12 protein-coding genes are annotated in these 16,656 nt (G+C 64.1%); 10 read left to right on the top strand and 2 right to left on the bottom strand.

Translation table 11 applies throughout. The features are described 5' to 3' along the window. The first annotated feature begins 10 nt into the window (after positions 1–10). The 7 genes from I6F21_RS17600 to I6F21_RS17630 all read left to right on the top strand — a co-directional run bounded on the left by I6F21_RS17600 (position 11) and on the right by I6F21_RS17630 (position 8,499). Positions 11–2,221 carry a TonB-dependent receptor gene (locus I6F21_RS17600; RefSeq protein ID WP_225140041.1) on the top strand — a complete coding sequence of 737 codons (2,211 nt, stop codon included), beginning with the start codon at positions 11–13 and terminating at the stop codon, positions 2,219–2,221. Positions 2,222–2,288: 67 nt separating this feature from the next. Then, entirely contained in the window at positions 2,289–2,822 is a 534-nt protein-coding gene (locus tag I6F21_RS17605; protein WP_225140040.1) for a copper chaperone PCu(A)C, read from the top strand. A 29-nt stretch (positions 2,823–2,851) separates the two neighbouring features. Further along, positions 2,852–3,370, top strand: a complete 519-nt coding sequence (locus tag I6F21_RS17610; RefSeq protein WP_225140039.1) for a YcnI family protein — start codon at positions 2,852–2,854, stop codon at positions 3,368–3,370. Next, entirely contained in the window at positions 3,370–4,932 is a 1,563-nt protein-coding gene (locus I6F21_RS17615) for a CopD family protein (RefSeq protein ID WP_225140038.1), read from the top strand. The genes I6F21_RS17610 and I6F21_RS17615 overlap by 1 nt, the downstream gene beginning before the upstream one ends. A 164-nt stretch (positions 4,933–5,096) precedes the next feature. Further along, on the top strand, positions 5,097–6,416 hold the full coding sequence (gene proS, locus I6F21_RS17620; protein ID WP_225113118.1) for a proline--tRNA ligase: 1,320 nt from the start codon (positions 5,097–5,099) through the stop codon (positions 6,414–6,416). A 90-nt stretch (positions 6,417–6,506) separates the two neighbouring features. After that, positions 6,507–7,787, top strand: a complete 1,281-nt coding sequence (locus I6F21_RS17625; RefSeq protein ID WP_036010095.1) for a lipoprotein-releasing ABC transporter permease subunit — start codon at positions 6,507–6,509, stop codon at positions 7,785–7,787. Between the two features lie 7 nt (positions 7,788–7,794). Beyond that, the gene (locus I6F21_RS17630) at positions 7,795–8,499 is read left to right on the top strand and encodes an ABC transporter ATP-binding protein (RefSeq protein ID WP_036010093.1); all 705 of its coding nucleotides are present in this window, start codon (positions 7,795–7,797) and stop codon (positions 8,497–8,499) included. 92 nt (positions 8,500–8,591) lie between these two features. Here the strand turns inward: I6F21_RS17630 and I6F21_RS17635 are convergent, their stop codons facing one another. Continuing rightward, a complete protein-coding gene (locus I6F21_RS17635; RefSeq protein ID WP_036025284.1) occupies positions 8,592–9,671 on the bottom strand; it encodes a zinc-binding alcohol dehydrogenase family protein in 1,080 nt (359 codons plus the stop codon). A gap of 111 nt (positions 9,672–9,782) precedes the next feature. Here I6F21_RS17635 and I6F21_RS17640 point away from each other — a divergent pair, with 111 nt between their 5' ends. Then, the gene (locus I6F21_RS17640) at positions 9,783–10,556 is read left to right on the top strand and encodes a helix-turn-helix transcriptional regulator (protein ID WP_036025278.1); all 774 of its coding nucleotides are present in this window, start codon (positions 9,783–9,785) and stop codon (positions 10,554–10,556) included. Positions 10,557–10,709: 153 nt separating this feature from the next. Continuing rightward, complete coding sequence (locus I6F21_RS17645; protein WP_074447997.1) at positions 10,710–13,859, top strand: GAF domain-containing protein; 3,150 nt, start codon at positions 10,710–10,712, stop codon at positions 13,857–13,859. Between the two features lie 49 nt (positions 13,860–13,908). On the opposite strand, the gene I6F21_RS17650 is transcribed toward I6F21_RS17645, so the two are convergent. Further along, complete coding sequence (locus I6F21_RS17650) at positions 13,909–15,225, bottom strand: hypothetical protein (RefSeq protein WP_225140036.1); 1,317 nt, start codon at positions 15,223–15,225, stop codon at positions 13,909–13,911. Between the two features lie 574 nt (positions 15,226–15,799). On the opposite strand from I6F21_RS17650, the gene I6F21_RS17655 reads away from it, so the two are divergent. After that, the gene (locus I6F21_RS17655; protein ID WP_109143607.1) at positions 15,800–16,522 is read left to right on the top strand and encodes an outer membrane beta-barrel protein; all 723 of its coding nucleotides are present in this window, start codon (positions 15,800–15,802) and stop codon (positions 16,520–16,522) included. The last annotated feature ends 134 nt before the right edge of the window (positions 16,523–16,656 follow it).

Raw genomic sequence — 16,656 nt, forward strand, 5'->3', positions numbered from 1 at the left:
GAATGACCTCATGCCTCGTACAGGCTTCTTTCGACTGCTTTCCGCACGCAAAATTCTGCTTGCCTCAGCTTCTGCCCTCGTTGTGCCATCCAACGCAATCGCGGAGGAAAACCGACGCGAGCTTCCTCCCGTCACAGTCGACGCGCCGCGGGAGAAACGGGCCTCTCCAGCCCGCGCACAGCGAACCGCCGCGCGATCAACGCGGGCCCGCGCGCCCGCAACTGCGCGTCCGCAACCGACGGCAGCTTCCGAAGGGGGCCTCGGTCCTGGTGCCCTGACGGTTCTCACCGCCCAGCAGGCACTGAGCGAGATCAACCAGACGCCGGGCGGCGTAGCGCTGGTCGCAGCGGAGGCCTACCGGAATTCGACTCCCGCCAGCACGATCAAGGATGTCCTGGACTACGTTCCCGGCGTGTTTGCGCAGCCGAAATGGGGCGACGACACCCGGCTTTCGATCCGCGGATCCGGCCTGTCGCGCAATTTCCATCTGCGCGGCGTGCAGCTTTACATGGATGGCATCCCAATCAATACGGCGGACGGCTACGGCGATTTCCAGGAGATCGACCCGACCGCCTACAAATACGTCGAGGTGTACAAGGGCGCGAACGCGCTGCAGTTCGGAGCCAATTCGCTGGGAGGCGCCGTCAACTTCGTGACGCCATCGGGACGCGACCGATTTCCGAATGGAGTCTCGCTCGACGTGGGAGCCTTCGGCTTCAGGCGACTGCAGGCCAATGCAGGAGGCGCCAACGGGCCGTGGGATGGTTTCGTCACCGCATCGACGCAGGCGACGGACGGCTTCCGCGATCACAGCTTCGGCTCGGGCAACCGCGTGAGCGGCAATGTTGGCTACCAGTTCTCGCCGGATTTCGAGACGCGATTCTATCTCAACGCCAACGAGGTGCGGCAGCGCATTCCAGGAACCGTCACCAAGGCGTCTGCCTTGACCAATCCGGAGGCCGCGGCTCCGGCGAACGTTGCGCTGGACCAGCAGCGCAACATCGACACGATCAGGCTGGCAAACAAGACGACGATCCGATTCGACGACACCAGGTTGGAGTTCGGCGCTTTCGGCGTCGACCGGCACCTCATGCATCCGATCTTCCAGTGGCTCGATTATCGCTACAAGGATTATGGCGGCTTCGCGAAGGTTACGGACGACCGCATCATCGGCGGTTACCGCAACAGGCTGGTTGCGGGCGTCAACCTGTTGAACGGCAGGATCGACAACCAGCAGTTCGCCAACATTGCCGGACAGAAGGGGGCATTGCTGTCGTCGTCGATCGATCGCTCCGAGAACACCTCGGTTTACGTTGAGGACAGCTTCTACTTTCTGCCGAATGTCGCCGCGATCGCCGGCACGCAATTCCTGCATGCGACCCGCAATCGGCAGGACCGGTTTCTCAGCGACGGCGACCAGTCGGGAGCAACCCGCTTTGATCTTTGGTCGCCGAAGGCGGGCCTGCTGTGGCAGATCGACCCGACGTGGCAGGCCTTCGCCAATGTTTCGCGGAGCGCCGAAGTGCCGAGCTTCGGCGAGAGCGCGCGCGGTCCTGGCATTCCGACGATTCCGTTCACCAGCATCCGCCCGCAGATTGCGACGACTTACGAGATCGGGACCCGCATGCGACGGCCCGACTATTCGTGGGAGTTGACCGCCTATCGCGCCAATATTCGCGATGAGCTGCTGTGCCTCTACAGCGCGTTCGGCAATTGCAACGTGACCAATGCCGACCGAACCTTCCACCAGGGCGTCGAGGCTGGGGCAGGGGCAGCAATCTTCCGCCACCTCTTCGTGACAGGAGGCGCGCCCGACAAGGTGTGGCTCAACCTCGCCTATACTTACAACGATTTTCGCTTCGACGGCGACACGGAGTTCGGCAACAACCAGCTGCCCGGCGCGCCGCGTCACTATTTGCGCGCCGAGTTGCTCTACAAGCATCCGACCGGGTTCTATGCTGGTCCGAACGTCGAATGGGTGCCGCAGGCCTATTTCGTCGACAGTATGAACACGTTGACGACGGAGCCGTATGCACTGCTCGGATTGAAAGCGGGCTTCGACAATGGCGGACCGTTCTCCGCCTATATCGAGGGTCGAAACCTCACCAACAGGACCTACATTGCAAGCGCCAGTATCATCGATCGCGCCACGGCGACGTCGGCGTTGTTCGAGCCAGGCGCCGGCCGGGCGGTCTACACCGGAATGAGGTATCGATGGTAAGCGCACTGAGGCTGCCGAGACCACCACGACCGATCGCGCTCGATCAGATCAAAACTGAGGGAACCAAATGAACAGGATCAAGCTATCACTTCTCGCCGCCGCCATGCTGCTCGGCACCAGCGCGGGTGTCGCAGCCGACGACGTCAAGGCCGGCGATCTCGTCATCTCGCAGGCCTGGAGCCGGGCGACGCCGGGCGGCGCCAAGGTCGCCGGCGGCTATCTGACCATCGAAAACAAGGGGAGAGCCGCCGACAGGTTGGTCAGCGTGTCCGCCGATATCGCAGGCAAGGCCGAGATTCACGAGATGGCCATGGACAACGGCGTGATGAAGATGCGCGCGCTCAACAAGGGACTGGCGATCGAGCCCGGCAAGACCGTGAAGCTCGCGCCCGGCGGCAATCATTTGATGCTTCAGGAGCTGAAGGGGCCGTTCAAGCAGGGCGACAAGGTGCCGGTGACGCTTCAGTTCGAGAAGGCCGGAAAGGTCACTGTTGCGCTCGCCGTCCAGGGCGTCGGCGCGCAGGCGCCGGGCGATGGCGGACACTCGGGTCACATGGACATGAAGAAAATGCCGGATCATTCGGGAATGAAGATGAAATGAGACTGTTCTGGACTCTCGGGAGACCGAATATGTCGAAGCGATCCTGCCTGATCCTGATTGCCGCGCTCGCCGCAACACCAGCGGCGGCGCATGTCTCGCTTGAGACCAAGCAAGCCACGATCGGCGCGTCCTACAAGGCGGTGTTCACCGTGCCGCATGGCTGCGCGGGCTCGCCGACGGTGAAGATCCGCGTGCAGATTCCGGAAGGGGTGATCGCGGTGAAGCCGATGCCGAAGGCCGGCTGGACCGTCGACGTCGTCGAGGGCAAATATGCCGGAGAATACGACTATCACGGCAATAAGGTATCGTCCGGCGTCAAGGAGGTGGCGTGGTCCGGCGGCAAGCTGCCGGACAAGAACTATGACGAGTTCATCATGCAGACGGTGCTGACCGACAAGCTCAAGGCGAACACGACCTTGTACTTCCCAGTGGTTCAAGAATGCGAGACCGGCGTCAGACGCTGGATCGAGATCCCAACCGAGGGGTCAAGCCATTCGCATGAGGGCAAGTCGCCGGCGCCTGGCGTCAAGCTCCTGCCGAAACCCTGATGCGCCTCCTCGCCGCGCTCGCGACGCTGCTCTTCGCTGCGGGCTTCGCGAGCGGTGCGCTCGCGCATGCGGCGCTGATCTCGGTCGAGCCGGCGAATGGCAGCACGCTCGCGACCGCGCCCAAGATGGTCGAGCTGCGGTTCAACGAACCGGTAACGCCGGGCGCGATCCGGCTGATCGACGGCACGGGCAGGGCGCGGGACGAGACGCGCGTCAGTGCGTCCGGCGACACGATTTTGATCCAGATGCCAGCGGATCTGGCTGAGGGGACGGCGGTCGTCAGCTATCGCGTGGTCTCGCAGGATGGCCATCCGATCGTGGGATCGGTGATGTTTTCAGTCGGCATGCCGTCGGAAACGAAGCTGCCCGCGAGTACGGACCATTGGTTGGCCGCGCTGATCTGGCTGGCGCGCGTTGGCCTCTATCTCGGTCTGTTCGTAGGCGTCGGCGGTGTGTGGTTTGCGCGCTGGATATCATGGTCTCTGGCCGGCATGACCGTGCCGCGCATGGCGCTCGCGGTCGGCCTTTCCAGCGCGGTGGTGTCGCTCGGTGCGCTGGGTCTCGATCTCCTCGGCCTGCCGCCGGCGGCGCTCGCGACGGCCGCGCCTTGGAAGGTCGCGGTGGCAACCAGTGCCGGCCGCGCGTTTCTAGTTGCTGCCGCCGCGATGCTGTTCGCTTCGCTGGCGCTCCGCAGCGCATGGTCTTCGCGTGCTCTTGCGATCATGGCCATGGTCGGTGTGGCCCTGTCGCTCGCCATGAGCGGGCATGCCGCAACGGCGCCGCCTCGAATGATGATGCGACCGGCGATGTTTCTTCACGGCCTGTGCGTTGCGCTGTGGATCGGCGCTCTTGCTCCCCTGGCGGCATTGCTGTCGAAGCCGACGCCGGCAACACTCGCCGTCGTGAAGCGCTTCTCGGGCATCGCCATGCCGGCGGTCGGCGTGCTGGCATTGACGGGCCTCGCCCTTGCGATTGTTCAGCTCGAAAAATTTTCGGCGTTGGTCGAGACCCGCTATGGCCTCATCCTCTCGATCAAGCTCGGCCTGGTTCTCATGCTGCTCGCACTTGCGGCGCTCAACCGCTTCCGCCTCACTCCGGCACTCGCCCGCGATCGTGGAGCCCAAGCCATCCTCAAGCGCTCGATCCTCCTCGAATGCGTGATCGCCCTCGCCATCTTCGTCGTCGTCGCCGGCTGGCGCTTCACGCCGCCGCCGCGAACGATCATTCCGGAGACGCCTTTGGCGATCCACATCCACGGCGACAAGGCGATGTTCCAGGTGCTGGTGTCGCCTGGAAAGGTCGGCAAGGACGATTTCGTGCTCCAGCTCATGACCGGCGAGGGGACGCCCCTGGCGGCCAAAGAGGTGACGTTGACCCTCAGCCTGCCCGAGCGCGGCATCGAGCCGATGGAACGGGACGCCTTGCTCGGACCGGATGGCTACTGGCACGTGCGCAAGGTCGAGCTGCCCTTCGCCGGCCGCTGGCGTGTGCGCATCGAGGCGCTCGTGAGCGATTTCGAGAAGATCACGCTGGCGGACGAACTCGAAGTGCCACCGCCCTAGGCTCACCGGCTTTGCTGAGCACGGTGCTCCTGAAGTCAAACCTGAAGGCAACGGAAAAATGTCAGGTATTTCGCCGCGTTAGCGGCTTTTCCTCATTCCCGTCTTGTGTTTTCGCTCCCAATCCGGTTTCACTGCAGGCGATCACTGATTCCCAGAGTATTACCATGCGGTTGTCGCGGTTCTTTCTGCCCATCCTGAAGGAAAATCCGAAAGAGGCGGAGATCGTCTCGCATCGGCTGATGCTGCGTGCCGGCATGATCCGGCAGGAGGCGGCGGGCATCTATGCCTGGCTGCCGCTCGGCTTTCGCGTGCTGAAGAAGATCGAGCAGATTGTGCGCGAGGAGCAGAATCGGTCTGGCGCGATCGAGGTCTTGATGCCGACCCTCCAGCTCGCCGACCTCTGGCGCGAGAGCGGCCGCTACGACGCCTACGGCCCGGAGATGCTGCGCATCGCCGACCGCCACAAGCGCGAGCTGCTGTACGGACCGACCAACGAGGAAATGATCACCGAGATCTTCCGCGCCTATGTGAAGTCCTACAAGAACCTGCCGCTCAATCTCTATCATATCCAATGGAAATTCCGCGACGAGCAGCGTCCGCGTTTCGGCGTAATGCGCGGCCGCGAGTTCCTGATGAAGGATGCCTATTCCTTCGACCTCAACGAGGCCGCGGCGCGCGTCGCCTACAACAAGATGTTCGTCGCATACTTGCGCACCTTCGCGCGGATGGGGCTGAAGGCGATCCCGATGCGCGCCGAGACCGGCCCGATCGGCGGCGATCTCAGCCACGAGTTCATCGTGCTCGCCGAGACCGGCGAATCCGGCGTGTTCATCAATCGCGATGTGCTGGACCTGCCGGTGCCGGGCGAGGACGTGGATTATGAGAGCGACCTGACGCCGATCATCAAGCAATGGACCTCGCTCTATGCGGCGACCGAAGACGTCCACGATGCCGCGCGGTTCGAGCAGGAGGTGCCCGTGGACAAGCGGGTGAACACCCGCGGCATCGAGGTCGGCCAGATCTTCTATTTCGGCACCAAATATTCCGAGCCGATGAAGGCGCTCGTGGCGGGGCCTGATGGTGTCGACGTGCCGATCCATGGCGGCTCGTACGGTGTCGGCGTCTCGCGCCTGCTGGGTGCCATCATCGAGGCTTGCCATGACGATGCCGGCATCAAATGGCCGGAAGCGGTGGCACCGTTCCGCGTCTCGATCCTCAACCTGAAGCAGGGCGATGCGGCCGTCGATGCGGCCTGCGAGAAGCTCTATGCCGAGCTCACGGCCAAGGGCGTCGACGTGCTCTATGACGACACCGATCAACGCGCCGGTGCCAAATTCGCCGCCGCCGACCTGATCGGCATCCCCTGGCAGATCATGATCGGGCCGAAGGGGCTCGCCGACGGCAAGGTCGAGATCAAGCGGCGCAGCGACGGCGCGCGCGAGACCATGTCGCCTGCCGACGCGGTTGCAAGACTTGTGGGCTGAGAAGGCTGATCGGCTGAATATTGTTCATCGCGCGATATCGCGGCCGCCAATCCGGCCACAATTGACCCCGAATCATGGGATTATCGAGCGATGGATGAGACCATGACCGAAACCGTGCAAACCGCGCCTTTCGCGCCCTTCGAGTGGATGCTGTCGGCGCGCTATTTGCGCGCGCGCCGGAAGGAAGGATTCATCTCGGTCATCGCCGGGTTCTCCTTTCTCGGCATCATGCTCGGCGTTGCGACGCTGATCATCGTCATGGCCGTGATGAACGGCTTCCGCAAGGAGCTGCTCGATAAGATCCTGGGCCTCAACGGCCACATCCTGGTCCAGCCCCTGGAATCGCCGCTGACCGACTGGAAGGACGTTGCCGACCGCCTCAGCCAGGTCGAGGGCATCCGGCTCGCGGCGCCGGTGGTTGACGGTCAGGCGCTGGCGTCATCGCCTTGGAACGCCTCGGGCGTCCTGGTGCGCGGCATCCGCTCCGACGATCTCAACAACCTCACCTCGATCGCCAAGAACATCAAGCAGGGCTCCCTCGAGGGCTTTGACGAAGGGCAGGGCGTTGCGATCGGCCGGCGCCTCGCCGATCAGCTTTCGCTGCATGCCGGCGACAGCATCACGCTGGTGGCGCCGAAGGGCGCAGTGACGCCTATGGGAACGACGCCGCGCATAAAACCGTACAAGATCGTCGCGGTGTTCGAGATCGGCATGTCCGAATACGACCTCGGCTTCGTGTTCATGCCGCTTGCCGAAGCGCAGGCCTATTTCAACCGCAGCAACGACGTCACCTCGATCGAGGTGTTCACGACCAACCCCGACAGGATCGACGCCTTCCGCAAGGCGGTGACCGAGGCGGCGGGCCGGCCGATCTTCCTGGTGGATTGGCGGCAGCGCAACTCGACCTTCTTCAACGCGCTCCAGGTCGAGCGCAACGTGATGTTCCTGATCCTGACCATGATCGTGCTGGTCGCCGCGCTCAACATCGTCTCCGGCCTGATCATGCTGGTGAAGGACAAGGGCAGCGACATCGCGATCCTGCGCACCATGGGCGCCTCGCAAGGCTCGATCATGCGGATCTTCCTGATCACGGGCGCTTCGATCGGCGTCGTCGGCACGCTGGTCGGCTTCTGCGTCGGCCTCGTGATCTGCGTCAACATCGAATCGATCCGGCAATTCCTGTCCTGGCTGACCTCGACCGAGCTGTTCTCGCCGGAGCTCTACTTCCTGTCGAAACTGCCCGCCGAGATCGACGTCGGCGAGACCACGGCCGTCGTCATCATGGCGCTGACGCTGTCGTTCCTGGCGACGCTCTATCCGTCGTGGCGCGCCGCGCGCCTCGATCCCGTCGAAGCGCTCCGGTACGAGTGAGGGACTGATGGAGCAGCAGCAGGGGGCAGAAGATGTACCGGTCATTTATCTCCACGAGATAAAGCGGCAGTACTTGCAGGGCGAGGTGCCGCTGACGATCCTCGACGGCGCCAAGCTGGCGCTGTGGGCCGGCCAGTCGGTCGCCCTGGTGGCGCCGTCGGGCTCGGGCAAGTCGACGCTGCTGCACATCGCGGGGCTGCTGGAAGCCCCCGATTCCGGCGAGGTCTATGTCTCGGGCGCACCGACTTCGCAACTGCCCGACATCGAGCGCACCCAGCTGCGCCGCACCGATATCGGCTTCGTCTACCAGTCGCATCGGCTGTTGCCGGAGTTCTCGGCGCTTGAGAACGTCATGCTGCCGCAGATGATCCGCGGCCTGAAGAAGTCCGAGACCGTCAAGCGTGCCAAGGAGATCCTGGGCTATCTCGGCCTCGGCGACCGCATCACCCATCGCCCCGCCGAGCTGTCCGGCGGCGAGCAGCAGCGTGTCGCCATCGCCCGTGCAGTGGCCAATGCGCCGCGCGTGCTGTTTGCGGACGAGCCGACCGGCAATCTCGACCCCGGCACCGCCGAGCACGTGTTCCAGGCCCTGATGCAGCTGGTCAAGGCGACGCACGTGTCGATGCTGATCGCCACCCACAACATGGAGCTCGCCGGCCGCATGGACCGGCGGGTCTCGCTGTCGAACGGCCAGGTGGTCGAGCTCGACTAAAGAGCTCGAAAACAACCCCATGCACAGTAGCCAAGTGCTTGGTGAGACTTCCGAAAAAAATCGAAGACGGCGGTCCGTCGCCGCCTCACGATTCAGGGCCTGATCACCGTCAATTTGAACGGTCCGCCATTGGCGGCAGCATGCGCCACGGCTTCGTTGGCGTGGTCGAGATCGAAGGTCTCTGTCTCGTACTCTTCCAGCCGCAGCAGCCCGGCACGCACCAGTGCGATCAGGCGGCTGGCCGCATCGGGCGGATACATCCAGACGCCGTGGATGCTGATGCAGTTGCGCATGATCCAGGGGTAGGGCAGCTCGAGGCCCGGCCCGCCCGCCATGCCGACGCCACCCATCAGCACGACGCGTCCGTAAGCGCGGACCGTCATGACTGCCGCGCGCACGACAGTCGGGCTCACCGAGGGCGGCATGATGTCGAAGACGCAGTCGATCGGCCCCGGTGCGGCGCGCTTCATCGTCTCACGGTCGTCGTCCTCGTCGCCCGAGAGCTTGACCGGCTTCACCCGCGCCCCGAAGCGGCGGACGAGGTCGGCGAGGATCCGTTCGTTGCGGCCCGGCGCGACCACGCAGGCTGCGCCCATCGCCAACGCGACGGAGACGGCGGCGCTGCCGAAATTGCCGGTGGCGCCGCTCACCAGCACGGTCTCGCCCGGGCGAAGGTTTGCCGCAAGGAAGCCGCCATAGGGCACCAGCAGCGTGCCCAGCGCGCACCATTGTTTCGCCTGCTCGGACGTGATCGGGCCGAGGGGTTTGACGTTCTCGGTCGGCACCCGCATCTGCTCGGCGAAGGAGCCGTGGCGAAAGTGCCGTTGCAGGCGCATGCCGCCGGGTCCCGCGGCGGTCAGGCCCTGCAGGGCGATATCCGGCGCCGCGGCGTCATCGCGCGAGCGCACTGTCGGATCGCAGAACACCCAGTCGCCGACGGCAAGCCTGGTCGCGTCCGGACCGATCGCGCGCACGCGGCCGACGCCGCCTGGGCCTGGAATGATTGGCAGGTCGAGCGCGTAGTTGCGCGTCCCGTCGAAGACCTCGTTCATGTAGGACAGCACGCGCGTCGCGACGACGTCGACGATGACCTCGCCGGTGCCGAGCACCGGTTCGGGGACAGTCTCGATCGCCAGCGGCGAGCCGAAGGATTTGAGTACGGCAGCTTTCATGATGTTCACCTCGAGGTCGGGTGAAGTCCGTATGCGCCGACCTGTCCGGAGACAGGAAGGCCTGGTATTATCCTAGTATTCCGTAGGCCCTCTATCGCCGGGACATCTGCCATGGTCGATCCACGCCGCGTTGAATTCGGGGACTTCCTGAGGTCCCGCCGCGAAAAGCTGTCGCCGAAGGCGGTCGGGCTTCCGGCGGGCAGGCGCCGGCGCACCGCGGGGCTGCGCCGCGAGGAGGTTGCGCAGCTCGCCGGCATCGGCGTCGACTGGTACATCCGTCTCGAGCAGGGCCGCACGGTCAGCCCGTCCGTGACCACCGTGGATGCGCTGGCCCGGGCCCTCCGTCTCAGCAAGGCCGAGCACGCCCACCTCAAGGCGCTGGCGCGCGAGCCCGCAAGGAGCCCCTTCACCCGCGAGATCGTGCCTCCGCCCATTCGTCGCATGATCGAGAGCCTGCATCAGCCGGCCTACATCACCGGCCGGCGCTGGGACGTGCTGGCCTGGAACGATGCGGCCGAGGAGGTGTTCGGGTTCGGGCGATTGCCGGAGCAGGATCGCAACACGCTGCTTCTTATGTTGACGAACAAGCAGACGCGAAAATCCTATGGCGCCGGCTGGACCGACGTAGCCAAGGCGATGGTGGCGATGTTTCGTGCCAATCACGACGTCTGGGCCGGCGATCCCGCCTTCACGGAGCTGCTGACGCGGCTGCGCGAGAGCAGTCCGGAATTCGTCGAATGGTGGGAGGCGCACGACGTTCGCAGCACCATCTCGGGCCGCAAGACCATGAACCATCCGACCAAGGGCGTGCTGCACTTCGAGCACACCAGCTTCCAGGCCAATGACGATCCCGCGTTGAAGCTCGTAATCTATACGCCTGTCTAAGCCGCCTTTGAGAGCGCGCTTCCGCCGCATCACGCCACGTCGGCTAAGCAGCATCCGGAGCACCCCCCTTGCGCCGGGGAACCTAAGGGCAATCCTACGGTTACCGTTTCATCGGTGTGCAGGTGGAGCGAGGGACGTGTTCGGGGTTGACCGATGACGACAGCGACCGGTGGGGCCTCGGCCGACCGCAACGCCGTCTTAGCCACCCTCGGCGATTATATTCGGGAGATCGGTGACCCCGACGATCTCGCCTATGCGGCGGCGGAGCTGCTGGGCCGCAGCCTCAATGTCAGCCGGGCAGGTTACGGCACCGTCGATACCTCCGCAGAGACCATCACGATCGCGCGCGACTGGAATGCGCCTGGGATCTCGAGCCTGGCCGGCGTGCTGCGCTTTCGCGACTATGGCAGCTATATCGAAGACTTGAAGCGGGGTGAGACGGTCGTCTGCGCTGATGCTGAAAAGGACCCTCGCGTCGGCGACCGCGCCCGAGCTCTCGAGGCAATCTCGGCCCGCGCATTGGTCAACATGCCGATCTCCGAGCCCGACGGGGTCGTGGCGCTGCTCTACCTGAACAATGCAATGCCGCGCGAATGGAGCGCAGCAGAGCTAGAGCTCATCCGAGAGGTTGCCGAACGCACCCGCACCGCCGTCGAACGTCGCCGCGCCGAGAGCGCGGTGCGCGAGAACGAGGCGCGGCTCATCTTCCTCGACGCTCTCAATAAGGAAACGGCGAAGACGCGCGATGCCGACGGCGTCATGGCAGTGACGACGCGAATGGTCGGTGAGTATCTCGGCGTCTCCAACTGCGCCTATGCCGACATGGATCCCGATCAGGACGGCTTCACCATCCGCGGGGATTGGGTGGCCCCCGGTGCGATGCACATAGTGGGGCACTACAGTCTTGCCGACTTCGGCGAGAAGGCGGTGCGAGAGCTGGGCGCCGGGCGGCCCCTCATCATCAACGACAACCTGAAGGAGATCGCTCCCGAGGAAGCCGCCACTTTCCAGCGCATCGGGATCGGTTCGACGATCTGCATGCCCTTGGTGAAGGAAGGGCGCCTGACCGCTTTGATGGCCATTCATCACCGCGGCTCGCATCTGTGGACGCCGCGCGAACTTGCCTTGCTGACCGAGGTGACGGAGCGATCATGGGCGCACATCGAGCGCGTCCGATCCGAGCAGGCGGCGCGCGAAGCTGCCGAACGGCTGGTCCTCGCCAACAAGGCCGCCGGAATCGGCACCTGGGACTACGATCCGATCAACGATGTCCTTCGATGGGATAGCCGCTGCAAGGAGGTGTTCGGTCTCTCACCGAATGCCGAGGTCAGCTATGAGGGCTCATTCCTGAAAGGCATTCATCCCGACGACAGGCAGCGCGCTCATGAGGCCGTCTCGACCGCGTTACAGCCCAATTCTCCGGGAAGCTACAACATCGAATACCGGACCGTCGGTATCGAGGATGGCGTCGAGCGTTGGATCGCCGCAACGGGCCACACGATCTTTTCCAATGGTCAGGCCACGCGATTCATCGGGACTGTGCTGGATATCTCCGCCCAAAAGAAGACCGAGCGTCATCTCAGGATCCTCAACGACACGGGGGCATCAGTTGCCCGCGAACGTGATCTCGATAGGATCGTCCAGATCGTGACGGATGCCGGCGTCGAGCTGACGGGCGCCCAGTTCGGCGCCTTCTTCTACAACGTCCCGGCCGCGGACGGAGGCAGCTACATGCTGTACTCGCTGTCCGGCGTGCCGCGATCCGCTTTCGAAAACTTCCCGATGCCGCGCGCCACCGCCGTGTTCGAGCCGACCTTTAAGGGCACGGGCGTGGTGAGGTCGGACGACATCCTGCAAGACCCGCGCTATGGCAAGAATGCGCCGCGGAAAGGCATGCCCGAGGGCCATCTTCCGGTCCGGTCCTATCTGGCGGTCCCCGTGATCTCGCGCAGCGGCGAGGTGCTCGGTGGGCTTTTCTTCGGTCATGCGGAGGTCGGTCGATTCCACGAGGAGCACGAATCCGCATTGCTCGGCATTGCCGGCCATGCCGCGACGGCCATTGACAACGCCCAGCTGCTGACCAGGCTCGAAGCGCTCAATGCCGAGCTGGAGCAACGTGTCGCCGACGAGATCGCCGAGCGCATGAAGGCCGAGGAGCAATTGCGGCAATCGCAGAAGATGGAAGCCGTCGGGCAATTGACCGGGGGGATCGCCCACGACTTCAACAACATGCTGGCCGTCATCCTCGGCAGCTTGAATCTCGCCAAACGGCGGCTCGGCAAGGGCGAGCTCAACATTGACCGTTTCTTGGATAGTGCAACGGATGGTGCGAACCGTGCCGCCACGTTGACACAAAGATTGTTGGCGTTCTCGCGGCAGCAGCCTCTTGCGCCCGAGGTCGTGGACATCAACAAGATGGTCGGTGAGATGAGTGAGCTGCTCGAGCGCTCGCTCGGCGAGCTCGTTCGTCTCGAGACGGTCCTCGCGGCTGGCCTTTGGCGCGTCAAGGCAGACCCTGCGCAGCTCGAAAGCGCTCTCGTCAATCTTGCTGTCAATGCCCGCGATGCCATGCCGAAGGGTGGCAGGCTGACGATCGAAACCGCCAACGCCTCGATAGATCGAAAATACGCCCGCGAATACGCGCTGCAGCCCGGGCAGTACGTGCTCATTGCGGTGACGGACAACGGCACGGGCATCGCGGCCGACGTGCTGGGAAAGGTCTTCGATCCGTTCTTTACGACCAAGGTCGTCGGCAAGGGGACTGGACTTGGCCTCAGCCAGGTCTACGGCTTCGTGCGGCAGTCGGGCGGCCATGTCAAAATCTATTCGGAGGTGGACGTCGGCACGACCGTGAAGATCTATCTTCCACGCTTCGCGGGCGAGGAGCCTGTCTCAACCCCGTCGCACGGCGTGCTGCATCCCGGTGCAAGTCCGCAGAGCGAGACCATCCTCGTCGTCGAGGACGACGAGCGGGTCCGCGGCATCTCGTCCGAAAGCCTGCGCGAGCTTGGCTATACCGTCGTCGAGGCCGCCAGCGCCCGGGAGGCGATCGGCAAAATCGAAGGCGGTTTCGTTCCGGATCTGCTGTTCACCGACGTCGTCATGCCCGACATGACCGGTGCCGAACTCGCGGCCGAGCTGTCGAGACGATACCCGGATCTGAAAGTGCTGTTCACCACCGGCTACACGCGCAACGCGATCGTCCACAATGGCGTGCTCGATGCCGGCAAGCATTTGCTGTCCAAGCCCTTTGCGATCGAAGACCTGGCCGCCAAGGTCCGCTCCCTGCTCGATGAGGGTTGAATGAATGTTGCGTGTTGAATCGCCCGCCCGGGGCGAGTTCGACGTCATTTCAAGGCGACGGAGCGGGCCGAGGGTTTGTGCTGACGGTCAGTTGGGGGGCGGGCGTCCAAGGGCTTTCGGGCCAATGAGCTGCCTGCCAGGGAGCGGCTTTCCCCGGCAACGTCGGCCAGGAGCTTGCCGGGCCCGGCGTCGGCAATGAACAGGATGCCGTGAGCCGAGCCCATTGTGACGGCAGGCCCGCCAAGTCGAGCTCGAATGTCATGATGTCCGTCTTGTCGTCCGCGATCGGCGTGCTTTCGCGGACCTGCAGGGAGCGGGAGGCCAGTATCGCCTTGACCCTGTCGGGGTCGATGTTGCTGCGCCAGACCTCGTGCTTGCCGGTCCGCACCGGAGATCCTCCGGCCGTCTTCTCCTTGTCGGCATCCGCCGTGATCAGGATCGTGCTCTTGCCGGTGGCCGTTTCGTCGACCTCGGCCGCAAATGTCAGCGGTGCGCCCTTGCTGCTTTCGCAAGACAGGCGCAGCTCCATCGTTCGGAACGCGGAGCCGTTCGCCTTCTTTGCGGTCGCGATCTTGCGGACGAACGGCCGGGCCTCTTTCTCCAGCGTCCATTTCGTTTCGGCGAGCGGTCGCGTGTCGATGCCGAAACCGTAGAGCTCGGATCGCGTCAATACGTGTAGGCTTTCGAACTTCACCGTCCGGATGAGGGAATCGAGCTCGCGGCCAATTCCCATCGCAGCGATGAACGCGGCGCGATCGCGATCGGCCGCTAACAGCCGGCGACGCCTGTATTCCGCGACGGCCGCTGGATCGGGCCGTCCGTCGAAGGCGAGCACCAGCCTGGAATTATGGACCGCTATTGCGGCGTCGGGGGCGACCTCGCGCGATGCCGCCCCCAGAAACAGGTATGCGCAGGCCGAGTTGCACATGGCGCGGGTCGTGGTGAGCTCGGCCTCGACCTCGCCGCTTGCGTTCTTGAGCTTCAGGCAGGCGGCATCCACCTGCGTGCCCGCGGCGCAGGCGGTCGCGATCGTCCGGCCAACCCTGGCAACCGCCTTGCGGCTGCGCAGCAACCGCGCGATCGCGTAGGACTGCTCGACGTTGCCGCCGGGCGAATGAACGTAGATCGGACGCTGCAGGTCCTTGACGGCGGCGAGGAAGCGGCGAATGCGCAGCGCCGCCTCGCGATCGATCTCGCCCTCGATGGCGATCCAGCGATCGCAGCCCGGCCCGCATGCGTCGGCCGGCCCCTTGGCGAGATAGATCGTCAGCCTGGAAGCAAATCCGGTTTTCTCGGCCGGCGCTGCTTCGGCACGCAAAGCGGCCGGGAGCAGCGAGGCCAGGAGGAGCAGGATACGGGCGAGCATGGCAGGATCGACTGCGCGAAGGAAGGCTAGGCCCGACGCTATCCGATGACCGGCGCGGTCACAACTTGCAGTCCCACGCCCATGCGGACAGACGGCCGGCCCCCGCAACCCCGATTCGAGAGCGTTCCGGCGCCTCGGTTCGCACCTCGCGGTAGCGAACTCCATCGCCCGACGCTGGCGGCGACGCGCATGCCGGTTAGCGCGGATTAGAGGGATGATCGTCTGAACGCGCGCGGGCGAGCGTGCGATTGACGCGCCCACGAATGTGATGAAAGCGAGCGAAAAGATGGCGACAATTTGGATGAGGAACTTGTTCGCATTCGCCTCTTCCATCACGCGAATGTGCGCGCGACGATGTTGCGCGCGCATGCAGCTTGTCTCGCCTCGTCAACATTGAAACTGCTGCAAAACCCCTTGTTTGATGGGGTGTCCGCGATGCTCGATTAACATTCGTTAATGAGCAAAGTCCTTTCGATCACACTGTGGCGCCGCGGCTACAGCAATTCCGTCGATCGCTGTTATGACGACCCACGGCCGGGGGGCCCACTACTGAAGAAACTGGAACGGGAATCAAATGAAGAAGAATTTGTTGCTTGCAGCTGTCAGCCTGGTCGCGCTTGGTGCGACTGCGCCGGCACTTGCGGCTGATCTCGCGGCACGGCCCTACACCAAAGCACCGCCCGCGGCGATCGCTGCGGTGTACGACTGGAGCGGCTTCTACATCGGTCTCAACGGCGGCGGCGGTTCGGCTGACACGTCGTGGGATCTGGTCGGCTTCGGTCCGGAAGGCTCCCACAACTCGACCGGCGGCACCGTCGGTGGCCAGATCGGTTACCGCTTTCAGTCCGGCCAGTTCGTGTTCGGTCTCGAGGGCCAGGGCAACTGGGCCGACTTCTCGGGTGACAACATCAGCGCAATCACCGGTTTGCGGAACCGGACGCGCGTCGATGCGTTCGGTCTGATCACAGGCCAGGTTGGCTATGCCTGGAACAACGTCCTGCTCTACGCGAAGGGCGGTGCGGCGGTCGTCAGCAACAAGTACGACGTCTACAGCGTCGTGACGGGTGCGAATCTCGACCGGGCCGACGAGACCCGCTGGGGTGCCACGGTTGGCGCGGGCCTGGAGTTTGGTTTTGCTCCGAACTGGACGGTCGGCGTCGAGTACAACCACATCTTCCTCGGCGACCACAACGTCACCTTCGCCAGTGGCGCTGTCGAACGCATCGGGCAGGACATCGACATGGGTCTCGTCCGCCTGAACTACAAGTTCGGCGGCCCGATGATCGGCCGTTACTGAGACTGACCGCTCCACGTGAGCGGCTGACGAAAGCCCCGGCCTCGGCCGGGGCTTTTTTGCTGTTTGTCTTCAGCGAGTTAACCATCTCCTTTCGGCGGCTTGCGGATCGCTTGACTCCATAGAACGAAATGAGA

This window comes from Bradyrhizobium sp. NBAIM03, from assembly GCF_020194055.1.
Lineage (GTDB): Bacteria > Pseudomonadota > Alphaproteobacteria > Rhizobiales > Xanthobacteraceae > Bradyrhizobium > Bradyrhizobium yuanmingense.